We start from the raw sequence: 23,435 nt of genomic DNA, 5'->3' as shown, positions 1-23,435 counted from the left end.
AGCTAAAAGTCCGGCACGCCAAAGCAATCTCAGCAGACACTGTTCATAAGGAGGGGGCCTGTCACAGGCGGATAGGTGTGACAGAAGTCACAGGAAACGCCATGCGGGAAAAGTAGCATTGCCAGAAGGGAATTCACGTTAAACGCGCTTGGGGGACAGGCATGAAATTCGACATCACGATCTGGGGCGAGGCCACAGACGTCATTCGCAAAAACATCGTGATTTTTACTGCGGCGGTTGCGGCATTGTGGATCATGGATATCGTGATTTATGCCTTGCGGCCTGATATGGAATCACCGGATTTGCCGACCTATTTTGTCGGCGCGTATCTTGCCATTGCCTGTCACATGACGGTTTTGCGCAATGTCAGCGGGTTTTCCGCGGTGGGTGCGCTTGAAAAAAGCGCTTTCTTCAAGTTCTTCATGCGCGGCTTTGCCGTGGCCATGGTGACGCTTATCCCGGCACTTTTCGTGATGGTTCCAATTTTGGCGATCCCCGAAATCAAGGCGGCCCGGGAAGACGTTCGGTTTTTCCTGGTGATGGTTGCGGTGCTTGCCTTTTACGGGGTGGCGATGCTGATCGCACTTGGTTTGGTGGGAACCTGGCTGCCCGCAGCAATCATGGCCGATGGTTCGTCGATCCGGCGGGCGTTTGCACGCGGTCGCAAAACGATCGGCTATGTGACGTCGCGCCTGATCGTCGGGCCGGGTGCCAATATTGTATTGTTCCTGGTAACCGTGTTCCTGTTGCCCGGGCGGTTTTCCGACGCCGTTCGTACATACACAATTCAGGCAGGCGAACTGCAATTTGTGCCGTTTGATATAGCCATGAGCGGTCTGGCCTATCTGGTATGGGCAACCGGCGTTGTTCTTGTCGCCGTGGTCCTGTCACGCGCCTATCAGCTTGGCGAGGCGCGTCTGGCTGATGCAAGCCAACCGGCAACCGAACTCAAACAGGCAGAGGCGATCTGAAATGGCGCAAGATAAAGAGACTGTCCAAACCAGCCCCAAACAGCCAGGTATCTGGAAGACCAGTTTTGTTGCGATTTTGCGCTGCTGGGCCAGCACTCTAATTGTGGCCATCCTGATGCTGGCAATGGCTTTCTGGCAGTTCGCAGTATCTTTTTCCGGCCAGGTCTATGTCATCTATGTGCTTGGACTTGTCATCTGGGGATATTTTGCGCTGTCGCTGTTTGCTTGGTTGCAAAATGGGTATGCAGGCATTGCGGCATTCAAGGAATTTGATGTGTCGCGTGTCCGGCTTTTTTCAGGGCGTTATATTGTCCTGCAACTTCTTGATACCTTGCCCGCATCATTGGGGCTGTTTGTCCTGAGCGGCCATTTCATGTTGTCTCCGGAAGACATGGCCAAGATCGAGAACCTGTCTGCGATAGGCATTTCCAGCATCTTAACCTTTGTTGTTCTTTGGATCGTTCTGGTGTTCTTTGCAACATTGTTGCCTGCGGCCCTTATCGGCGATGGAAGTGGTGTGGGACGTGCGGTTGCGAGAGGACGGAAGACTGTATGGTACGTTACAGGACGGGTTTTGCTGGGGCCTGTGTTGATGCTTTTTCTGGGCTCGATGATTGTAAATCTGGTTCAGACAGCAGGTGGGCAACCGCTGATATCAAGCGATGGCGCGCTGGCCTTTAACGCAACCTCAGTCATAACAATGGTGGTAAGCAGCCTTCAATATATTGTCATCGGTGCCATGATTGTTGTGATCGTATCGCGTGCCTATCGCCTTGGTGAAAAACGTTTGACAGTCTGATGATTTCGCTGCCGCCGTTGCGTTTTCAGGCCGGGGCGTCAATAGCCAAGCAATAAGGATTGAACCACGATCTTCTTCATCGCCATATATTGATCTGTTTCATCCAGCAGCCAGGGCGCGATGCCAAAGAATGAGCCATCATGCGTGAAATTCAAATCCTGGATTATTCAGGATGTTTTTGATGTTCTTTGGCTAAACCGTTCGGTGGTTGCAGCAGCAGTTTCATGGTTGGCGCTGTTTGCTGTATTTGACGCGATTGTACCCCATCCGGCCTTGCTTGGTCCGGATGGGGTTTTGTCATTGGGCGGCACGTGCTGGTTTGTCGCGCGCGCATTGGTTGATGCGGTGGCGTTGATTGTCGTTGGCATTTCAGCCCAACTGTCATGTTTGACCCGGCAGGGTGGTTGGGGTGCTATTTTGGCTGCGAACCGCAATGCTGTTCTTTGTTGCAGTGTCGGGATGTGGGGGCTGGCGGTGCTGACAATTGCGATGGTCCTGGTCTATCAGCAATTTTTTGTGGCTGACATCATACGTGCCTTGCTCGGCAGCAGTCTTGAACCGTCGCATTCGGGACGGCTTTTGATCGGGGCATTTATCCTTGTTGGATTTCTTGGTGTGATTGCCCTTGGCGCAAACTGGTTTCCCGCAGTTCTTGCTGGTGCGGACAGGTCAATGCGTACAACCTGGCAGCGGGGCAGGGGGACCTTCCTGTATGTGATCTGGCGGTTGGTTGCGGTTTTGCTTTTCTTACCGGTTATCTCGACCCTGATCGTGCCGGTGATCGGACAAATGGTGGCGATTTTTCATGTGCTCGGGATTCCTGCCGATGTGGCAGTTCTGGGTGTTCGGGCGCTTGCTGCTGGTGTGATTGCCTGCTTTGTCTCGATGCTTCTTTCAGTGATATTTGTTCGTGCCTTTGTCATCTCGTTGAAATAGCGCCGAAATCTGATGTTTGTCTGCGAACAAACTAACGGCTGCGGATTTATGTTTTCGGTAATTTTATTTCAAAATTGTCGCCTATATAAAAATAAACTTGATTTAGGTCAGTGTTCCTTGCCAAATAACGTCAAGAAGACTGACCTAATGAGGATGCCATGACGATCCAATGGAACGAGATGATTGTGCCCGATGCCCGTGCTTTGCGGGCGTCGGAAATTCGTGATTTGCTGAAGGTTGCCGAACGCCCGGAAATTACCTCGTTCGCCGGTGGGGTGCCGGACCCGGATCTTTTCCCGTTGTCTGATTTTCATGATATGTTTGATGGCCTGACCCGTGATGAGGCGGCCGGCCGTCGCAGCCTGCAATATTCGATCAGCGAAGGTTTGCCGGGATTGCGGCAATGGATTGCCGATGATCTGGCCAAGGCGGGGGCAACCCGTGATATCGACAATATCCTGATTACCTGCGGGGCGCAGCAGGCACTTGATATGATTGCCCGCCTGTTGCTGGAGCCCGGCCGCGAAATCGTGATGGAAAAGCCAAGCTACCTTGGCGCCATGCAGGCCTTTTCGATGCGTCGGCCAAGCTATGTCGGCATCAATATGGACGAAGACGGCCCGATCATTGCCGAACTTGATGCGGCCTTTGCCAATGGTGCACGCATTGCCTATCTGGCGCCCGATTTCCAGAACCCGACCGGTCGGTCCTATAGCCTGGATCGCCGGATGGCGGTTCTTGAAACCGCGCGCAAATATGGCGCGGTGATTATTGAAGATGCCGCCTATTGCAAGCTGTCCTATGAAGGCGAAACTCTGCCATCGCTTCTGGCACTTGATGAAGCGGGCAGCAATCCGGATGCCGGTAGCGTCATTCAGCTGGGCACATTTTCAAAAACGCTGGCCCCGGCCTTGCGCATCGGTTGGGTAACCGCACCGCGCCCGGTGATCCGCCAACTGGTTCTGATGAAGCAGGCGGGCGATCTGCATGTTTCAACCATCAATCAGGAAATTGCGCTTCGTGCCGCAAGCAAGCTGTTCCCGGCCCATATTGAAACCCTGCGTGATGCATACCGCGCCAAGCGCGATGCGATGCTGGGCGCGATGGACGAATTCATGCCAGATGATGTCAGCTATTCCCGGCCCAAGGGCGGCATGTTTGTATGGTTAACATTGCCCGACAATATTGACGCCCGCGCCCTACTGGTCGAGGCAATGGAAGATGCCAGGGTCGCCTTTGTCCCCGGTCAGGCCTTTTTCTGTGACCAGTCGGGGCGCAATACTGCCCGGTTCAGCTTCGCCACCGAAAAGCCCGAACGCATTCGCGCCGGGATCGAACGGCTGGCCGATCTGATCCGGCGCAAGGACAACCAGTAGAAAAAAAGAACCCGGCAGCAGGGTGGGGGATTTTGCTGCCGGGCGACTGCCTGTCCGGGGGATTATGACAGGCAATTTCATATGTGGTCGGGGATGTTTATGCCTGACCCAGCAGGGCCTTAAGCAAAAAGGCCGCAAGCCCGACCCCGACAATCCCGCCGATATAAAGCCCGATAAACCAAAGCAGACGTCTGGTTCTTTCCGCAGTGATGTGCAGCATTAATGATACCCCTCGTCACTGACCTTGCCGCGGAACACCCAATAGGCATAAGCGGTATAGGCAAAGATCACCGGCAACAGGATCACGGCCCCGACCAGCATGAAGGCAAGGCTGTTTTGCGGTGCCGCCGCATCGCGGAACGTGATCATTGGTGGGACGATATTGGGATAAAGCGTGATGCCAAAACCCAGATAGCACAGGAAAAAGATGCCAAGCGTAATGCCAAAAACCGTCTTTTCCCGATGCGAAACCGCCCGCCATAACCAGAATAAAAGCCCGGCCGTGATCAATGGGATCGGGGCCAGAAAGGCCAGATTGGGCATTGCAAACCAGCGTTCGGCATAGGCCGGATTGACGTAAGTGGTCATCAGCGACACTACAGCAAGGTTTGCTGCCATCCAGATCACGGCCGGTTTGGCAAGACGGCGCAGATTGCCCTGAAAATCGCCTTCCATCTTCATGATCAGCCAGCCGGTACCAAGCAGGGCATAGCCGACAACAACCGCCGTGGCGCAAAAGATCGAAAACGGACTGAGCCAGTCAAACGCCCCGCCGACAAAACGGCCATTTTCAACGGCAATGCCTTCGATAAAGCCGCCGAGCATCGCACCCTGCATGGCGCTTGCGATGATTGATCCGGTCGAAAAGGCGATATCCCAATGTTTCTGATGGTTCTTGCTTTTGAACCGGAATTCAAACGCCACCCCCCGAAAAACAAGGGCAAGCAGCATGACAAACACCGGAATGTAAAAGGCCGTCATCAGCAGTGAATAGGCCTTGGGGAAGGCGGCATAAAGCCCGCCGCCCCCCAGCACCAGCCAGGTTTCATTGCCATCCCAGATCGGGGCGACCGTATTCATCATGCGACCGCGTTTGACCGGGTCCTTGATGAACGGAAACAGAATGCCGATCCCAAGATCAAAACCGTCGAGCGTGACATAGGCGAAAACCGCAACCGCGATCAAAAGAACCCAGATCAGTTGATAATCCATGATCATTCTCCTGCCTGCGGATTGTTATGCGCGGCCAATTGACGGCCCCCGGCACGAAGGAATTCACCGGTGGGCACATGCGCGTTACGCGGATCATGGTTCATGGCGCGCAGGATATAGGCCGTCCCCACCCCGAACACGATGGAATAGACGACGACAAAGGCGATCAGCGATCCGGCAATTGCCGTGGCAGTGACAGGTGATCCGGCCTCGGATGTGCGCATCAATCCATAAACCACCCATGGCTGTCGCCCGACTTCGGTGGTGAACCAGCCTGCCAGAATGGCGACAAAGCCGCTTGGCCCCATGACCAGTGCAAAGCGATGCAAATGCTTGCAGTCATAAAGCTTGTGCCGGAACCGGGCGATCAGGCTTGCGATACCAAGCAAGGCCATCAAAACCCCGATGCCGACCATGATCCGGAACGTCCAGAAAACGATCGGGGCATTGGGGCGGTCTTCCGGTGCAAAATCCTTAAGCCCCGTGATCTTGCCATCCCAGTCATGGGTCAGGATCATCGAGCCCAGCTTGGGGATTTCTATCGCGTATTTGGTTTCCTCGGCCTTCATGTCGGGCAGGCCAAACAGGATCAGCGGTGCGCCTTCGCGGGTTTCAAAATGGCCTTCCATCGCGGCAACCTTGGCCGGTTGATGTTCAAGGGTGTTAAGCCCGTGCATGTCACCTGCGACGATCTGGATCGGGGCGACAATGGCTGCCATCCACATGGCCATGGAAAACATGATGCGGGCCGCGCGGTTTTCCCGATCACGCAACAAATGCAGCGCCCCGACGGCACCCACGACAAAGGCGGTGGTCAGATAGGCGGCCAGAACCATATGAACCAGACGATAGGGGAAGCTTGGATTGAAAATCGCATCGATCCAGCTTGTGACAACCGCACGACCATTTTCAATCACATAGCCATCAGGTGTTTGCATCCAGCTATTGGCTGACAAAATCCAGAAGGCCGAAAACAGGGTTCCAACCGCAACCATGGTGGTGGCAAGGAAATGAAGCTTTGGCCCGACCCGGTTTAAACCAAACAGCATGATGCCAAGGAATCCGGCCTCAAGGAAGAAGGCGCTTAGAACTTCATACGCCATCAGCGGGCCGATCACGCCGCCGGTAAATTCCGAAAACGGTCCCCAGTTCGTACCAAACTGATAGGACATCACAATCCCGGATACGACCCCCATGCCAAAGGCCAGCGCAAAGATTTTCAGCCAGAATTTGTAAAGTGCCAGATAGGTGTCATCACGGGTGCGCAACCACATCGCTTCAAGCACGAACAAAAAGCTCGCAAGCCCGATGGTAAATGACGGGAAAATGATGTGGAATGAAACGGTAAAAGCAAACTGTATGCGTGCCAATATTTCTGCATCAAGCATTGGCGTTGGTCCTTCTATCAGGCAAAGCCTTCCTGTCCGACCCCGTGTTTCACCGCAATGCGAAACCGTTCATTGATTGACCTGACGGGCTTAAACCACCAATCAGGAGCCGGTCTGTATAAGGAAATCGATAGAAGTTTGCGAGAAATGCTGCATTGCGCATTCGCAATTTACATTTGGAAAATTTCCAAAATGACGGTTGAAGAACCGATTGGCGACTTAACCCCTATTCGAAGGAGGGATTGAGTATCAAAGGGAGAGGTGTGATTTTCGTCATAGGTTAGAGCGGTTGGAAATTCTAAAACTTGATACCAATCGATTTTGAAAGCCGAAAGATAAATGGTTGGGGACGGACTTTGAAAGAGGAAGCAACCAGGAAGTTTGAAGATAGCTTGTGGACATAGAGTTTTGCCGATCTAAGGAGATTGGTTTTCCAACTCTTGATAGTCGGTTTTAGTATTTCACTTTTGCAACTGGCTCAGCATCTGAAACTTCTGACTATCCTCGGAAATTGGCGGCACTTTTTCTAAGAAGGGGCTGTTTGGGTAGGTTGGATTATCATGGGCTATGTGATCCAACGGAACGTGTAGGCCAATCGCCGAAAATGTTTAGCGTATCTGGTTATAGCTTTCAGGAAATAAGGCCAACTTGTGACTGACATTGAGCATCAAAAACAGCCAAAGAATTTCAACGATCCAAAGTTTGAGAATTGGATACTTCATGATGCATGGAATGGGTTTTTCTACAACCTTCCAATCATCTTGCTCGCCATCTTTGCTATGGTCGGGCTTGAATTCGTGCTTTCGAGTTTCGGGCCTGCTCAAGTCGTCTCAGTCAGCAAAGATGGCTTCACGCTGAGGGTTGAACAGCCCATGGGGCTGGTTGTTTTCCCTGTGGCTATTGCCTTCACAGTTCCTTTTGCTGCTTTGATGTACTCCGTGCATTCATTTAATCTCAATGGCGCTCCTTGCTGGTTTGCTTTTTCAAGACAGAGCGGGGGGATGTTCTTCTCGTTTCTGAATCGCATGCTGATTATGGTGCTTGCCTTAACAGCAGAGATTGTATTCTGGCAGCATCTGCTGTGGGTGAATGTCTCGCAAGGCCTTATCCAAGGAAGTCAAGAGCTACCCGTTTACATCGTTGCGATAGCAGTCGTGTCGATATTTGCGACGCTCGTTCTTGGTGTTCTGTTTGTGACTTGGCCCGTTTCGGTAATACAGGGTGGAAAAAGTTCGGCGCGACGCGCGTTCGCAAGAGGCAAGAAGACTTTTTGGTACATTGTCGGGAAAAGTTTGTTGGTTTTGCCCGCATTGTTGATCATTCAGTTGGTAGCTTTCTCTGCCGCCACACCAATTATCAAGGGAATGATCTTGCAATTTGGAGACGGGGAATTTGCAGGAACCCCGGAGGAGAGGATCACTTTCTTTGTATGTTTGCGGGTCTTGGCAGCGTTCGTAACAGCCTTCTGGTGTTGCGTTGAAGGAAGCATCATTTCACGCGGCCTGTTGATTGGGGACGCGCGATTGAATGGTTCACCGGGTAGGCTCGATACGGAAAAGGTATCGGTCATGGGTGATGTCCAGTAATCGGGCAAACTCTGATGTCCGATCTTCCAGGCTATGAGGTAACCGCGAGGCACAGCTTTTCCAGCGCCAGTGAACTTTGCGTCTGTTTGCGTTCCTTGTGACGCAGGACCATGAATTTACGCGGCGGGATCGGGAAGCTTGCGCGCGCCAGTCGGCCCTGCGCGATCAGGGAACTGACCGCGAATTGTGAAACGGCGGTGGCGGCTGTGCCGGTTTCAACCGCGGTAATCACGGCCTCGTTGCTGGGCAGGACCAGCGCGGTTTTAAGGCGCGCCGGATCAACATCAAGATCACGCAGCGCGCTTTCAAATTCCGATCTGGTGCCTGATCCGGCTTCGCGCAGGATCCAGTTGGTCTGGGTGATCAGGGCCTGTGCGGTCAGCGGCCTGCCATCGGCCCAGGGATGCTTGGGGCCAACCACAATCACCAGCGCATCTTCGGCAACTTCGCGTTTGGCCAGGGCGGGTTCATCAATGTCGCCTTCGATAAAGCCGATATCAGCCGCCCCGCCACGTACCGCATCCGATACGGTTTTGGTGTTGCCGATTGTCAGATGGATTTCAATGCCGGGATACTGGTCATGAAACTTCATCAGGAACGGGGGCAACCAGTAACTGGCAATGGTTTGGCTGGCATAAACATTCAGATCGCCACGTTGCATACCACCCAGTTCGGCCAGTGTCAGTTCGGCGGCACGGGCGCGTGCCAGTGTTGATTTGGCTTCGTCAAGAAACAGGCGCCCGGTCTGGGTCAGTTCGATCCGTCGTCCGACCCGGTTAAACAGCGCCACGCCATAAAAGCCTTCCAGGTTCTTGATTGCCGAACTGACCGCAGACGGGGTCAGGCCAATGGCCTCGGCCGCGCGGGTCAGATGTTCGCGTTCGGCGACGGCAACGAAGATCTGCAATTGTTCAAGCGTCATCATGGCGTTGGTATCTTCCGCTGTGGTCTGGCGTCTTGCCCGCCCATGCCGGGGGACTTTAAACGCGGGGCAGAGTCCGGCGCCGCGCACTGGGCTGTTTGCAATGGCGGGGCCGCGTGATGGGGGACCTTGCCTTAATCATTCGATTTAATCGAATGAAATATGAATTTTTATTCGATGGAAGTAAATGGTTTGGCGTGAGATTTTCCGACTGTGATCAAAACACAGGAAAATCATGTTTTTTAACACCCGCATCAAACCGATCCTGCCCGGACTTGCCGTGACCCTTATGGTCGCGCTTGCCGCCAAGCTTGTCGAGCATGCCGAACGTGTTCTGCTGGGGCGGGGCTGGGTGGAAAGTCTGGTCTTTGCCATTCTGATCGGGGTGGTGGTGCGATCCGTGTTTGGTCTGGCGCCGCGTTATTTCGCCGGGGTGCGGTTTTGTGGCAAGACGGTGCTTGAAATTGCCATCGTGTTGCTGGGCGGGTCGATCAGTGCACAGGCCATCGGATCGGCCGGGGGCGGGCTGGTGGCGGCAATCATTGCCGTTGTCTGTATCAGCCTGTTTGTCAGCTATCATATCGGGCGTGCGCTTGGGCTGACCAGGCATCTTGCGATGCTGGTGGCGTGCGGCAATTCGATTTGCGGTAATTCGGCGATTGCCGCGACCGCACCGGTGATTGATGCACGGTCGGACGATGTGGCGGCATCAATTTCCTTTACGGCGATACTTGGCGTTCTGTTTGTTTTCATCCTGCCGATGCTGCATGCCGGGCTTGGATTATCCGCCACCCAATATGGTATTTTTTCGGGCCTGACGGTTTATGCCGTCCCGCAGGTTCTGGCCGCAACCGCGCCGGCCGGTGCCTTGGCGGTGCAGATTGGTACATTGGTCAAGCTGATCCGGGTTTTGATGCTGGGGCCGGTGATTTTCGGCCTGGCGCTGATTGGCGGGCGGGCACGTGAAACCCGTCTTCCGATTGCGCAGGTCGTGCCATGGTTCATTATCGGCTTTATCGTCATGATGACGGCCCGTTCATTCGGACTATTGCCGGAATTTGCCCTTGGTGGCATGAAAGCCGTGTCTTCGTTCCTGACCATTCTTGCCATGGCGGCATTGGGATTAAGTGTTGATATCCGAAATGTCATGCATGTCGGCGGGCGGGTTGTGATGGCGGCCCTGATGTCGCTTGCAGTGCTTTGCATGCTAAGCGGGTTTGTGATCGTGCTGCTTGGCACGGCATAGAATTTACCTACCCACCGTCCGGGCAAAAAAAATACCCGCTGCCCGAATGGGTAAAGGCAGCGGGCAAGGAAGAAGAAGCCACGGAAAGGGTAGGAAAACCGTCAGCATCTTCCGGCGTTTCGGGGAGTGGCATCATGGGGGATGACACCGGATGCGAAACGCCACGGGTAACACACAGAAATCAGGTTTCAGAGATCAGCGGGTTTTGCTCCTCGGCCTTTTTAAGGGCCTTCCATTCGTCGTCGCTGAATATCCTGGATCGGGTCAGGAAGCGTTTGCCTTCGGGTCCTTCAAGCGAAAACATCCCGCCACGCCCGTCCACCACATCAATGATCAGCTGGGTATGTTGCCAATATTCGAACTGGGCGCGTCCGATATAGAACGGGCTTCCTTCGATTTTGCCCAAAAGCACATCCTGATCGCCGGTTTTGAATTCCCCGTCCGGAAAGCACATCGGCGCACTGCCGTCACAACAACCGCCCGACTGATGGAACATCACCGGGCCATGGATGGATTTAAGCTTCCTGATCAGTTCAATCGCCGCATCGGTTGCGGTGACCCGGTCGGGGATGGTTTCTGATCCGGTCATGGGGACCTCCTTGGTCGCGAAAAATGACCGGACGCACAGGGGAGGCCATGCGCCCGGCCGCGATCATTGCGCGATCAGAAGAAGCCCATCGGTTTCGGATCATACGAAACCAGCAGGTTCTTGGTCTGCTGATAATGGTTCAGCATCATCTTGTGGTTTTCACGTCCGATGCCCGACTGCTTGTACCCGCCAAAGGCCGCATGGGCCGGATACAGGTGATAGCAATTGGTCCAGACACGACCGGCCTTGATTTCCCGGCCAAAGCGGTAGGAACGGTTTGCATCGCGCGTCCAGACACCGGCACCCAGGCCATAAAGCGTGTCATTGGCGATGTGAAGGGCTTCGGCTTCGTCCTTGAACGTGGTGGCAGAGACCACCGGGCCAAAGATTTCCTCCTGGAAAATCCGCATCCGGTTGTGCCCCTTGAAGATGGTCGGCTGGATATAGAAACCACCGGCAAGATCGCCGCCAAGATCGGCCTTGTCGCCACCACACAGAACCTGTGCGCCTTCCTGCTTACCGATGTCGAGATAGGACATGATCTTTTCCATCTGCTCGGTCGAGGCCTGCGCACCGATCATGGTGTCGGTATCAAGCGGGTTGCCCTGTTTGATACTGGCAACGCGCGACAGAACGTTATCCATGAACTTGTCATAGATGCTTTCCTGAATGATGGCGCGCGACGGACAGGTGCAAACTTCCCCCTGGTTCAGGGCAAACATCGCCATGCCTTCGGCGGCTTTCTGACGGAAATCGTCATCGGCGGCCATGACGTCTTCAAAGAAGATGTTTGGCGATTTGCCACCCAGTTCCAGGGTCACCGGAATGATGTTTTCCGATGCATATTGCATGATCAGGCGGCCCGTGGTGGTTTCACCGGTAAAGGCGACCTTGGCAACGCGGTTGCTTTGCGCAAGCGGCTTGCCGGCTTCAACACCAAAGCCCTGAACGACGTTGACCACGCCCGCCGGGATCAGATCGGAAATCAGTTCCAAAAGAACGCAGATTGATGCCGGGGTCTGTTCAGCGGGCTTCAGGACAACGCAGTTGCCAGCCGCCAATGCCGGGGCCAGTTTCCAGACCGCCATCAGGATCGGGAAGTTCCATGGAATGATCTGACCGACCACACCAAGGGGTTCGTGGAAGTGATAGGCGACCGTGTTGTCGTCAATCTCGCCCAGCGACCCTTCCTGTGCGCGGATGGCGCCGGCGAAATAGCGGAAATGGTCAATCGCAAGCGGGATGTCGGCAGCCAGCGTTTCACGCACGGCCTTGCCATTGTCCCAGGTTTCGGCAACTGCCAGCATTTCCAGATTGGCTTCCATGCGGTCGGCAATTTTGTTGAGCATGTTGGCGCGTTCGGTCACCGATGTTTTACCCCAGGCCGGGAAAGCGGCATGGGCGGCATCAAGCGCCTTTTCGATATCGTCGGCGCTGGAACGGGCGACCTCGCAGAACGGTTTGCCATTCACCGGCGACACATTTTCAAAATACTGACCCTTGGCCGGGGCGACCCATTCGCCGCCAATGAAGTTTTCATAACGGCCCTTGAAGCTGACCGGACTGCCGGCGTCATTTGGATTCTTGTAGATCATTTTGGTTCCTCCGAGATCGACAGGCGATTTTTTCGCCCGCTTTTTGATTGTGACGCCGCCTTATCCGCAAAGGTCGTGCCACTTTGATCCGAACCGCCAGGACTTTGTGGAAAGTGCTTTATTTCAGTCGGTTGTCTGTATCCGGGGGCGGGATGCACGGCTGCGGGATCGCAGAACAGTCGCGAACAGGTGGCGCAAAGTGTTCCAAAAATGGAACACTGCTGATTGCGGGGTATTTTTCCAGCGAAACTGTTTGGCGTAGGGGCCCCGCCATATGGTACGATTGCCCCTGTGATCGGATGCAGCAAAAGCTGCGCTACCGGAAAATTCCGGATCAAAACACCGACACAAGGGAGATAGCGTCTATGTCAGGAAACATTCCCGGCGGACGGATAGAAGCGGCACTGCAACTCAGCGGTGGTGCGCAAAATCGTGCGGTTCTTGAAAGCTGGCAACGGTGTGAACAACGGTTCGGGCTGGCTCATGACACCTTGCGCCGTCCCGAAGTCATATCCGAAAGCCAGACCCGGCAACTGCGTGATCGCAACGGGCGGCTTTATCATCATGCCCATGATCTGGTGCGCACGCTGTATCGCAAGATCGATGCGTCGGGCTATGCGGTATTTTTGACCGATAATAGCGGCGTGATCCTTGACAGTGTTGCCGCCCATTCGCTGTTGCCGTCCTTTCGGACCAATGGGCTTTTGCCCGGCGCTGTCTGGAGCGAGGAACGCGAAGGCACGAACGGTATCGGCACCTGTATCGTCGAAGGCCGCCCGATCACCATCCACAAGGACGAGCATTTCCTGTCCCAGCATTCGGTGCTGACCTGCACGGCCGCCCCGGTTTTTGACCCGGATGGCAAGGTCTGTTCGGTTCTTGATGTGTCGGCAGTACGCGATGATATCAAACGCACAGATTGCCTGCGCGTGCGCGGCATGGTGGCCGATTATGCCGATGCGCTTGAACGTATCCTGTTTTTTGATGAACGGGCAGGTGACGTGATCCTGCATCTTCATCCAGAAGCACGCCATGTCGGATCAACCCGTGATGCGATGATATCGATTGCACCCGATGGCACGATCAGCGGTGCGACATCAACCGCACGCCGTATTCTGGCAGCGGCAAACAATTCCACAGACATTGCGCAGATGTTTGAAATGGATGTGGATGACCTGTTGTCGAAATTTGCCAATCAGGATCAGGGGGCGGCCCCGGCGACCGCGTTGAATATTTCCGGGGGCGGGGTTTTGTTCGGGTCTGTCACCATGCCCGAACGGATGCGCCGTCGCTATGTCGGGCGATCGACCCCGATTACGACAAGGGCGCCAAAGGCAGCAAAACCGGCCGCACAGATTGCCGATCGCGATCCTGCCCTGCGCCGGATTTACGATATTGGTGTGCGCCTGCATGCGCGCGATATCAATATCCTGATGTCGGGCGAAACCGGCAGCGGCAAGGAATATCTGGCCCGCCATATCCATGAAGCAACCCTTGGAAAATCCAGAAATTTTGTCGCCATCAATTGTGCCGCACTGCCCGAAGGATTGATTGAAAACGAACTGTTTGGTCATGCGGGCGGGGCCTTTACCGGGGCGGCGCGCGACGGGTTTGGCGGGCGCATTCGCGAAGCCAATGGCGGGACTTTGTTCCTTGATGAAATCGGGGATATGCCGCTTTCTGCACAGGGGCGGTTATTGCGGGTTCTCGAAAGCCGCACGGTCGAACCGCTTGGCAGTACCAAGTCGGTAGCAGTCGATTTCCGTCTGATCTGTGCCAGCAATGTCGATTTGAACCAAGCGGTGGCGGACGGGAAATTCCGCGAAGATTTGCTCTATCGGATCAAGGGGGCACGTCTGGCCGTACCGCCGTTACGCGAACGCAGTGATCTTGTTGATTTGATCGGGCGTTTGCTGGCCGGGTTATCGAACGACTATGTGCAGTGCTCTGACGCGGTGATTGATCTTATGAGCCGTCATCAATGGCCGGGCAATGTGCGTGAACTGATCAATGTATTGCAATATGCCAGCGTCTTTGCCGACCATGGCGTTATTGAACGTGACCATTTGCCCGATGATTTCCGGGTTGAGGTCGTAAAACCCGTATTGTCGGCCCGCGACAGTATCGAGCAGGCCGAACAGGGGGCCTTGCGCCAGCTTCTGGAAAGTCATCACTGGCATATCAGCAACACGGCCAAGGCACTTGGCATCGGGCGCAACACGCTTTATCGCCGCATGGCGCGACTGGGAATAGAACGGTCAGGATAGGGCACGATGCCCTGATATCCTGACCGTTCGTTTTCAGTGTCCCCCAATGATGTCAGGCAATATCACGCAAGAACTGCTTTACCGAATGATCGAGCTTTTGAGCGCGTTCTTCCATGCTTGCGGTGGCGGCCCTGACATCACCGGAAGCCGCATCGGTTTCGTCGGCGGCATCCATTGCCTGTTGAATGTTGCTGGCAACATCGCGGGTATTTTGCGCAACGTTTGAAATTTTTGACGAAATTTCAGTCGTTGTGTTGCTTTGCTGATTGATTGAATCGGCAATGCCCGCCGTGTCGTCATTGATCACGCCAATGGTTTCGACAATTTCGCGGATGGCGGCAACCGCATCACGGGTTTCCGATTGGACCGTGGCGATCTGTTCGGAGATTTCATCGGTGGCGCGTGCGGTCTGCGACGCAAGGTTTTTGACCTCGTTGGCGACAACGGCAAAGCCCTTGCCGGCATCACCGGCGCGCGCGGCTTCGATGGTGGCGTTCAGTGCAAGCAAATTGGTCTGTCCGGCAATATCCGTGATCAGTTTGACGACTTCGCCAATCTTGTCTGCCGATGTTTCGAGCACAGACATTTTTTCATTGGTGCTGTTGGCTTCGTTTTGTGCCCGCGACATGGTTTCGCGTGACTGGGCGATGCGCTGGCTGACCTCATATACCGATGCGGTAAGTTCCTCGGCAGCAGACGCAACAGATTCCGCATTATGGGCGACTTCCGATACAACAGATGCGGCATCACTTGCGCGTGCCTTGCTTGTTTCCGCGGTGCGGCCAAGTGTGGATGCGGAATTGCGCAGCTTTTCAAGGGCCATTCCAACATCGGCCAACAGATCGCCGGTCGTGTTTTCAAAGTTCTTGGTCAGCTTTTCCATAAGTTCGGAACGTTGCGCCTGCGCGCGTTGAAGTTCAGCCTCCTTGGCGCGCATTTCGCGACGCTCGATCGCGTTTTTCTGGAATACCTTGACGGCTGTGACGATATCGCCGACTTCATCGCGCCGGGTGATTTCCGGAATGGCGGTGTCAAGCTTGCCCTCGGCAATTTCAAGCATGCCGGTGGTCAGTCCGCGAAGCGGGGCAATGGCCCGGATGTTCCAGATGATCAAAACGATACTGATCGCAAGCGAGGCCACCAGCATGCCGATCATGACAATCGAAAAGTTGCTGGCGACGGTTCTGGCCGATACGGAAATCAACTGGCTTTTGGCCTCTTCATGTTCGATCAGTGCATCGATGCTGGCGCGCCAGTCGGCAAAGGCCGGTGCGGCTTCTGCGTTGATCAGGTTGATCGTCGATGAAAATTCACCTGCCTTGCGAAGGCCGACGACCTTTTCGATGATCGGGGCTGCGCGTTCTTCAATCGCCTGAATTTCAGCAAAAAGCTGCTGTTCCTCATCCGATGATGTTTGTTCGGCAGAAAGGATTTCGGCCATTCCCTGGGCGGCCTCGGCGTAAATGGCGGCCTGTTCATTGATGATGGCGACTGTGGCGTCAACCTCATCCTGGCTTGCGACCAGTGCCATGTCGCGCACGGCAATGGCGCGGTCCTGCACACTGCCGCCCAGATTGATGGCGTAGCGTTGCTTGACCCCGTTGATGTCGGTGATCTGGGTGAAGGATGTGTTGATCTGATTTACAAGAACGACAGAAATCGTTGTCAGGATACTCATAAGTGCAAGGATCGCGACATAGCTGATGATCTGTCGTTGGCCAAGTGAAAGCGACACCTGTATCTTCGAAGCGTTCATCCGGACGTTACTCCATGATCTGCTATCTCTGCCGGGTCATCTTGTTTTTCAGGCTTCAATTCTATGTCGACGTGACCGCGTGCGTTTGGATGGCAGTATATTATTGGTTGTAGGTCCGGTGACGATATCATAACTCTGCGTCGTCATTGCACAGTCTGTTTTGCCGTTTTCACCCTGTGGAATAGGAGGCAATGGCAAAAACGGTTTTGACCGATCATTTCCGGTCAATATCCAAATGTTTTGATTGTAGAATGGGCCGTTATTGTTTTAAGTATCGGCAGGGTTTTACAGGATTGTTTTATGTGTGGAATTGCCGGTTTATGGCTGTCTGGACAGAGTGACGCAAGCGGATTGGGCGATGCTGTATCGCGCATGAACACTGCGTTGCATCATCGTGGTCCCGATGGCGGCGATGTCTGGGTTGATCAGGAAAACGGGCTGGCCCTGGGGCAGCGCCGTCTTGCAATCATTGATCTTTCCGATGCCGGCAAACAGCCGATGCATTCGGCCAATGGCCGTTATGTCATGGTCTATAACGGCGAAATTTATAACGCGCCCGAACTGCGTGAAAAACTTGCCGCTGCCAATATCCAGGTCGCCTGGCGCGGGCATTCCGATACCGAAGTAATCCTTGAATGCATTGCCCATTGGGGGGTGCGCGATACGGTCAAACGCCTGATTGGCATGTTTGCCATCGCACTTTGGGACAAGCAGACCAAAAAGCTGACCCTTGTGCGCGACCGGCTTGGCATCAAGCCACTTTACTGGTCGCGCTATGAAGGCAATATCGGTTTTGCGTCCGAGGTAAAGGCGCTTCTGGCGGGCAATGCGATTTCACGCGAAGTCAATCGTTCGGGGTTGGAAGCCTATTTGCGGTTTGGCTATGTGCCATCGGGGCTTTCGATCTATTCGCATGCCAAGATGCTCAAACCCGGTCACATTCTGGAAGTGTCATCGCATGATCAGGCAACCGAATTTGCCTATTGGTCGGTCGAAGACGCCGTTCTGAATGGACAAAAGCATGCCTGGAGCGGCGATGATCAAAGTGCGATCGATGCACTTGAAGATTTGCTGCGCGATGCGGTTCAGCGTCGCATGGTGGCCGATGTGCCGCTTGGCGCGTTTTTGTCTGGCGGGATTGACTCATCGACCATCGTTGCCCTGATGCAGTCGGTCTCGGATCGGCCGGTCAAAACATTTTCGGTCGGGTTCGAGGACGAAGCCTTTAACGAGGCAGCCTTTGCCGGGGAAGTGGCGCGCCATCTCAAGACCGACCACACGGAACTTTATGTCACGCCCCAGGATGCGCTGGATCTGGTGCCGAAACTTTCGGAAACCTATGACGAGCCGTTCTTTGACAGTTCGGCGATCCCGACCTATCTGATTTCGGCCCTGACGCGCAAGGAAGTCACGGTTGCCCTTTCAGGCGATGGTGGTGATGAGACATTTGGCGGTTATACGCGCTATCTTTGGGCCAAACAGCTTAGTGCGGCGGCGGGCAGTATTCCGTTCGGGGCGTCGCTGGTGTCGCGCGGGCTGACCATGCTGTCGCCCGAACAGTGGGACAATCTGGTCGGGCTGGTGCCCGGCAAGCTTTCGACCAGCGCGATTGGCGATAAAATCCACAAGGCGGCACCGCTTCTGGCGATCCGTGATGATATTGATCGCTATCATGCGCTGTTGTCATTGTTTGATACCGACAAACTTCTGGGCAGCCGTTCCACCCGCAAGAAATTCCGCGTGCCGGGCGAAAAATTCTGTCGAAACCGCAATCTTGATTATGTCTCGTCCATGCAGGTCATGGATACGATGATGTATATGGTCGATGATGTCCTGACCAAAGTGGACCGTGCATCAATGGCCAATTCGCTTGAGGTCCGCGTACCGTTTATCGATCATCGCGTGATTGAATTTGGCTGGCGGTTGCCCGCACGGCTTAAAATGAACGGATCGGTGGGCAAGCATGCCTTGCGTCAGATCCTGTATAAATATGTACCGTGCGAAATGATCGACCGGCCGAAAACCGGTTTTGGTGTGCCGCTGGCACAGTGGCTTCGCGGGCCGTTGCGCGAATGGATGGGCGATCTTTTGGCCAATGACGCGCTTTATAACGATTTCGGCCTTGATCGTCGCCAGATCGAAAAATTGCAGCAGGAACATATGAGCGGCAAGCGCAACTGGGGCCATCAGCTTTGGACGATTTCCATGCTGTCTGACTGGCAGAAACGCTGGCTGGCCTGATCGAACGATCGATTTCCGCATCCCGTATCCAATCTTTGATGAACGCCCCGCCTGAATTTCAGGCGGGGTTTTTCAATTTGTTTCAAAAATGAACTTTTGATCATTTTGCCCTGGCTGTCCGGGTCAATGTGGCGGTGGCATGTTTCTCGGACATGGCTGCGTCGAATAAATGTCACAATTCGAAACTTGAAAATTTTCGTAAATGAAATATTTTAGAGGGAAAGAGATTCCTTTTTGCTGAAAGAGGCCCCGCATGGCTGAGACTGCACATTACGATCTGATCATTATTGGTGGCGGCATCAACGGTGCCGGTATTGCGCGTGATGCGGCGGGGCGCGGACTTAAGGTTTTGCTGTGTGAAAAGGATGATCTTGCCAGTGCAACATCATCGGCCAGCACCAAGCTGATCCATGGCGGGTTGCGCTATCTCGAACATTATGAATTCCGTCTGGTGCGCGAAGCGTTGACCGAACGTGAAGTGTTGCTTGGCAATGCACCGCATATCATCTGGCCGTTGCGCTTTGTTCTGCCGCATCGCGATGATTTGCGTCCGGCCTGGATGATCCGCCTTGGCTTGTTCCTGTATGACCATCTTGGCGGCCGTAAAAAGCTTCCGGCATCCGAAGGCATTTCATTTGCCAATCACGTTTCCGGTGCACCGCTGCGAGACGGGATGACCAAGGGCTTTGTCTATTCCGATTGCTGGGTTGATGATGCCCGTCTGGTGGTTCTCAATGCCATTGATGCCAAAAATTGCGGGGCTGAAATCCTGACCCGGACCGAATGCGTCGGCGCAAAACAGACCGACGGGCACTGGCAGGTTTCCCTGCGTGATCAGCAAAACGGTCAGGAACGCCAGGTTTCCGGGCGGATGCTGGTCAATGCGGCGGGCCCGTGGTGTGCCGATCTGATCAATCCGGACAATGGTGTGGTGCAATCAAAAACCTGCGCCAATATCCGCTTGGTCAAGGGCAGTCACATTGTGGTGCCCAAGCTGTTTGATCATGATTATTGCTATATTTTCCAGAATGGCGACGGGCGCATTGTCTTTGCCATTCCCTATCAGGATGACTTTACCCTGATTGGCACCACCGATGTTGATTTCACCGGCGATCCGGCCAAGGTTAAAATTGATCAGAACGAAATCGATTATCTGTGCAAACTGGCCAGCGGCTATTTCAAAAAGAAAGTGGCATCCGACGATGTCGTCTGGACCTATTCCGGGGTGCGGCCGCTTTATGCCGGCAATGGCGAAAGTGAAAATGCGTCCAAGGTGTCGCGTGACTATACCCTGAAACTCGAAGCCGATAGTGGTGCAGCCCCGGCCTTGCATGTTTTTGGCGGTAAAATTACCACCTATCGCAAGCTTGCCGAACATGCGCTTCAGATCATTACCCGTCAGCTTGGCACCCGCGATGCGCCCTGGACGGCCAAAGAACCGCTTCCGGGTGGGGATTTCCCCAATGCATCCTTTGATGATGCATTTGCCCATTATGCCAAACGATATGACTGGATGGATCACCGCCTGTTAAAGCGCCTGTTGCGCGCATATGGCACACGCATCGACATGATCATCGGTACTGCGACAAAGATCGATGATCTTGGTGTCTGTTACGGCCATGACCTGTATGAAGCCGAATTGCGCTATCTGATTGATCATGAATGGGTGCGCAAGATTGATGACCTGATCTGGCGGCGGTCCAAGCTTGGTTTGCGCCTGTCTTCCGAACAGATTGCCGCGCTTGAAAACCGTCTGGCACAGATCGACGCCGATCCCAGATCGGTCGCCGCCGAATAGTGCGGGCTTCGAAGGCGGATATCAGGACTGCGCGTTTGACAGTTCTTCACGCAATGTGTCGAGTAACGCGCGCAGTTCCTGTTTGCGGGCAGGCGTGATATCGCGCCAGTCCCGGTCATGGATCGCACCTTCAAGCGCATAAAGGTAGTTCAGGCTGATTTTCCTTTCACCGCCAAAGCGAAACAGCAGGCGGCGCGTGACTTCGACGATGCCGGTCGCGATAAGCTGATCGCGGTTTTCAATCCCGATTTCGCGCAGTTCACGTGACGATGTCGGACCGATATTGCGCATGGTTTTCCTTTGTTCGGGGTTGTGCGTGCACATCGCGTTGGGCATGTCTTCACTGGTCGTGCTGGCACCTGACAGTGTGAATAATCTGCTGTATGGTCGGTTTGTTTTCAACCGATTACCCTGACCGGTCCCCTGATGACAGCCTTGTTCAAACCCGTTATCGCAAGTGCGATCCTGCTTCTTTTGATCATTCCGGTCGCACAGGCCGCAGACGATTTTGTGCCGCTGGAAACCGGGGCGATGATGGTCGGGCTGGTTGGCGGGCTGGCACTGTTTCTTTACGGGATGGATCATCTGGCAAGCGCGCTCAAGACCCTTGCCGGGGCGCGGTTGCGATTTATCCTGTCGAAAATGACGCGCAACCGCTTTATGGCGGTTCTTTCGGGCGCACTGGTTACCGGTCTTGTTCAGTCGTCAAGTGTGACCACCGTTTTGGTGGTGGGCTTTGTGTCCGCGGGCCTGATGCCCTTTGCCCAGTCGATTGCCGTGATCATGGGGGCCAATGTCGGCAGCACCCTGACCGCGCAGATCATTGCCTTTCGGGTTGATGCGATTGCGCCGCTGGTGATGGCCATCGGGTTTGGACTGACCATGATGGCAACCCGCAAACGCGTTGCGATGGCGGGCAAGGCGATCCTTGGCACCGGGATGCTGTTTTTCGGCATGGGCATGATGAGCGATGCGATGGAGCCGCTTCGCACCTATCCGCCCTTCATCGATCTGATGGCCGAGATGCAAAACCCGGTTCTGGCAATCATTGTTGCGGCATTCTTTACCGCCCTTGTTCAATCCAGTGCGGCGACGACCGGCATTATCATCGTTCTTGCCGGGCAGGGGCTTGTGACACTTGATGGCGGTATTGCCCTTATTTTCGGGGCGAATATCGGCACCTGTGTCACGGCACTTCTGGTGACAATCGGCAAGGGGCGCGATGCCCTGCGTACCGCCATCGGCCATGTTCTGTTCAATGTTGGTGGTGTTTTCTTGTGGCTGCCGTTTATTGGGCAATTGTCCGAATTTGTGACGGATATTTCATTTGCGACCAATGGCGGGCAAACCGATATCGCACGCGAAATCGCCAATGCGCACAGTATTTTCAATATTGCCAATGTGATCCTTATGATCGCCTTTGTGCCATGGATTGCCCGTCTGATCGAAAAGATCGTGCCACCGGAAACGGTGATTGATCCGCCCCTTGATCCCAGCCCGAAATATCTGATGGCAGAAGTCACCAATACACCGGCCGCCGCGATTGCGCTGTTGCGCAACGAGGTCATCCATATGGGCGATATCGTGACCGATGTGGTGCGCCGCGGGCGCGAAAACATGCGCAAGCCGACCAGCAAGAAATTGCAAAGAATTGCCGAACTTGACGACGGGGTGGACAGTCTGCAGGACGCGATTGCCCTGTTTGCCAGCAAAATGCGCCGATCCGAACTTTTGCCCGGTGAACTTGACCGGCTTCAGAACGAGCTTGAAGTCAGTAACCATCTTGAGGCGGTTGGCGATCTTGTCGCCGAGGAAATGGTCGAACTGGTTTCCGAGCTGATGGATTTGCGCCAGATCCCGTCCGAAGAACGCCGGGCCCAGATCACGGAACTGTTTGAAATTGCCGAAAACTGTCTGAAACAGGCGCTGACTGCCTATTCGGGGGATGATATGGAAACCGCAAGGGCGGTTTTGGCCCGTGATCAGGAATTTGGCGCAAAGATGGAAGTGACATTGCACCGGATCAGCGACGCGATCGGGCCGCGCGATGTCGATATCCGGTGTTATCGCATCAATGTTGCACTGGTTGAACGGATCAACCGGCTGTTTCAGCGGGCATGCCGCATCGCCCATGTCACGATTTCGGGGCTCGACGGGCACAAGGCTGCTGGCGATGATGGGCAATCACCGCCAACAGTCACATTGCCTGAAACATTCTGATCACGGTTTGGTCGGGTCAAACCGCCCGGTTACAGTTCCGGGCGTTCGATCGGCGGGGTGTCGATGTCCTTTTGCATGACCGTGACATCAAGCGCGCGATAGCCAAGATGGCGATAGAAATCCTGTGTCCTGCTGTTTTCCGAACGCACCATCAATTGCATGCGCCAGACGCCCTGATCGCGCAACCAGCCTTCGCCGATATCCATCAATTTGCGGCCAAGTCCCGATTTCTGAACGGACGGGGCAACCGCCAGATAATATACCCAGCCACGATGACCATCATGACCGGCCATTACCGAACCGATGATGTTATTGCTGTTATCTTCCCAGACGAAAAGTGTCGCGTCCGTTGCCTCGATCGCAAATCGCACATCCCATGCCGGCGGGTTATAGGGGCGATAAAGCCCGGTATCCTGCCAAAGCTGCGTAAGGGCGGGAATGTCTTCCAGGGTTGCGGTTCTTGGGGCGGTTTTGGGAATGGCTGCGGGGGCGGGAGTTTGGTTTGTTTGGGCCGTGGTTGTCATGGTGGTTCT

19 protein-coding genes are annotated in these 23,435 nt (G+C 54.5%); 10 read left to right on the top strand and 9 right to left on the bottom strand.

What is annotated here, in order from left to right; all coding sequences use genetic code 11:
- Positions 1-161: 161 nt before the first annotated feature.
- The 4 genes from CU041_RS16770 (at position 162) to CU041_RS16755 (ending at position 4,082) form a co-directional block, all read left to right on the top strand.
- Positions 162-971 carry a hypothetical protein gene (locus tag CU041_RS16770; RefSeq protein ID WP_101247764.1) on the top strand — a complete coding sequence of 270 codons (810 nt, stop codon included), beginning with the start codon at positions 162-164 and terminating at the stop codon, positions 969-971.
- A gap of 1 nt (position 972) precedes the next feature.
- The gene (locus tag CU041_RS16765) at positions 973-1,770 is read left to right on the top strand and encodes a hypothetical protein (protein ID WP_101247763.1); all 798 of its coding nucleotides are present in this window, start codon (positions 973-975) and stop codon (positions 1,768-1,770) included.
- 144 nt (positions 1,771-1,914) lie between these two features.
- Positions 1,915-2,706: a hypothetical protein gene (locus CU041_RS16760; RefSeq protein ID WP_101247762.1), complete on the top strand. Its 792-nt coding sequence runs from the start codon at positions 1,915-1,917 to the stop codon at positions 2,704-2,706.
- 158 nt (positions 2,707-2,864) lie between these two features.
- Complete coding sequence (locus CU041_RS16755) at positions 2,865-4,082, top strand: aminotransferase-like domain-containing protein (RefSeq protein ID WP_101247761.1); 1,218 nt, start codon at positions 2,865-2,867, stop codon at positions 4,080-4,082.
- A gap of 97 nt (positions 4,083-4,179) precedes the next feature.
- Here the strand turns inward: CU041_RS16755 and CU041_RS16750 are convergent, their stop codons facing one another.
- From CU041_RS16750 to CU041_RS16740, 3 genes are read right to left on the bottom strand one after another with little or no spacing between them, the layout of a single operon-like run.
- Positions 4,180-4,302 (bottom strand): DUF2474 domain-containing protein, encoded by a 123-nt coding sequence (locus tag CU041_RS16750; protein ID WP_101247760.1) that lies wholly within the window; start codon positions 4,300-4,302, stop codon positions 4,180-4,182.
- Positions 4,302-5,294 (bottom strand): cytochrome d ubiquinol oxidase subunit II, encoded by a 993-nt coding sequence (gene cydB / locus CU041_RS16745; RefSeq protein ID WP_456154837.1) that lies wholly within the window; start codon positions 5,292-5,294, stop codon positions 4,302-4,304. Before cydB ends, CU041_RS16750 begins: the two co-directional genes overlap by 1 nt.
- Positions 5,295-5,296: 2 nt before the next feature.
- Positions 5,297-6,682 carry a cytochrome ubiquinol oxidase subunit I gene (locus CU041_RS16740; RefSeq protein ID WP_101247758.1) on the bottom strand — a complete coding sequence of 462 codons (1,386 nt, stop codon included), beginning with the start codon at positions 6,680-6,682 and terminating at the stop codon, positions 5,297-5,299.
- A 650-nt stretch (positions 6,683-7,332) separates the two neighbouring features.
- Here CU041_RS16740 and CU041_RS16735 point away from each other — a divergent pair.
- Positions 7,333-8,268 (top strand): hypothetical protein, encoded by a 936-nt coding sequence (locus CU041_RS16735; RefSeq protein ID WP_101247757.1) that lies wholly within the window; start codon positions 7,333-7,335, stop codon positions 8,266-8,268.
- A gap of 31 nt (positions 8,269-8,299) precedes the next feature.
- On the opposite strand, the gene CU041_RS16730 is transcribed toward CU041_RS16735, so the two are convergent.
- On the bottom strand, positions 8,300-9,193 hold the full coding sequence (locus tag CU041_RS16730; protein ID WP_324789922.1) for a LysR substrate-binding domain-containing protein: 894 nt from the start codon (positions 9,191-9,193) through the stop codon (positions 8,300-8,302).
- Between the two features lie 232 nt (positions 9,194-9,425).
- On the opposite strand from CU041_RS16730, the gene CU041_RS16725 reads away from it, so the two are divergent.
- A complete protein-coding gene (locus CU041_RS16725; RefSeq protein WP_101247756.1) occupies positions 9,426-10,436 on the top strand; it encodes a YeiH family protein in 1,011 nt (336 codons plus the stop codon).
- Positions 10,437-10,617: 181 nt separating this feature from the next.
- Here CU041_RS16725 and CU041_RS16720 read toward each other — a convergent pair whose 3' ends face one another.
- The gene (locus CU041_RS16720) at positions 10,618-11,025 is read right to left on the bottom strand and encodes a DUF779 domain-containing protein (RefSeq protein WP_101247755.1); all 408 of its coding nucleotides are present in this window, start codon (positions 11,023-11,025) and stop codon (positions 10,618-10,620) included.
- A 74-nt stretch (positions 11,026-11,099) separates the two neighbouring features.
- The gene (gene adh / locus CU041_RS16715) at positions 11,100-12,620 is read right to left on the bottom strand and encodes an aldehyde dehydrogenase (RefSeq protein ID WP_101247754.1); all 1,521 of its coding nucleotides are present in this window, start codon (positions 12,618-12,620) and stop codon (positions 11,100-11,102) included.
- Between the two features lie 365 nt (positions 12,621-12,985).
- On the opposite strand from adh, the gene CU041_RS16710 reads away from it, so the two are divergent.
- On the top strand, positions 12,986-14,887 hold the full coding sequence (locus CU041_RS16710) for a sigma-54-dependent Fis family transcriptional regulator (RefSeq protein WP_101247753.1): 1,902 nt from the start codon (positions 12,986-12,988) through the stop codon (positions 14,885-14,887).
- Between the two features lie 52 nt (positions 14,888-14,939).
- Here CU041_RS16710 and CU041_RS16705 read toward each other — a convergent pair whose 3' ends face one another.
- Positions 14,940-16,643 carry a methyl-accepting chemotaxis protein gene (locus CU041_RS16705; RefSeq protein ID WP_101247752.1) on the bottom strand — a complete coding sequence of 568 codons (1,704 nt, stop codon included), beginning with the start codon at positions 16,641-16,643 and terminating at the stop codon, positions 14,940-14,942.
- 300 nt (positions 16,644-16,943) lie between these two features.
- Between CU041_RS16705 and asnB the strand changes: the two genes are divergently transcribed.
- Together asnB and glpD are read left to right on the top strand one after the other, a co-directional pair.
- Complete coding sequence (gene asnB, locus CU041_RS16700) at positions 16,944-18,884, top strand: asparagine synthase (glutamine-hydrolyzing) (protein WP_101247751.1); 1,941 nt, start codon at positions 16,944-16,946, stop codon at positions 18,882-18,884.
- Positions 18,885-19,137: 253 nt separating this feature from the next.
- Complete coding sequence (glpD, locus tag CU041_RS16695) at positions 19,138-20,682, top strand: glycerol-3-phosphate dehydrogenase (protein WP_101247750.1); 1,545 nt, start codon at positions 19,138-19,140, stop codon at positions 20,680-20,682.
- A 21-nt stretch (positions 20,683-20,703) separates the two neighbouring features.
- On the opposite strand, the gene CU041_RS16690 is transcribed toward glpD, so the two are convergent.
- Positions 20,704-20,973 (bottom strand): TfoX/Sxy family DNA transformation protein, encoded by a 270-nt coding sequence (locus tag CU041_RS16690; protein ID WP_068518680.1) that lies wholly within the window; start codon positions 20,971-20,973, stop codon positions 20,704-20,706.
- Between the two features lie 135 nt (positions 20,974-21,108).
- On the opposite strand from CU041_RS16690, the gene CU041_RS16685 reads away from it, so the two are divergent.
- Positions 21,109-22,902 carry a Na/Pi cotransporter family protein gene (locus CU041_RS16685; protein WP_101247748.1) on the top strand — a complete coding sequence of 598 codons (1,794 nt, stop codon included), beginning with the start codon at positions 21,109-21,111 and terminating at the stop codon, positions 22,900-22,902.
- A gap of 29 nt (positions 22,903-22,931) precedes the next feature.
- Here the strand turns inward: CU041_RS16685 and CU041_RS16680 are convergent, their stop codons facing one another.
- The gene (locus CU041_RS16680; RefSeq protein WP_101247747.1) at positions 22,932-23,426 is read right to left on the bottom strand and encodes a GNAT family acetyltransferase; all 495 of its coding nucleotides are present in this window, start codon (positions 23,424-23,426) and stop codon (positions 22,932-22,934) included.
- Positions 23,427-23,435: the final 9 nt, after the last annotated feature.

The organism is Thalassospira povalilytica, assembly GCF_002844235.1.
GTDB classification, from domain to species: domain Bacteria; phylum Pseudomonadota; class Alphaproteobacteria; order Rhodospirillales; family Thalassospiraceae; genus Thalassospira; species Thalassospira povalilytica.
Note: the sequence above shows the minus strand (reverse complement) of the source record. Positions and strands in the feature narration are given on the sequence as shown.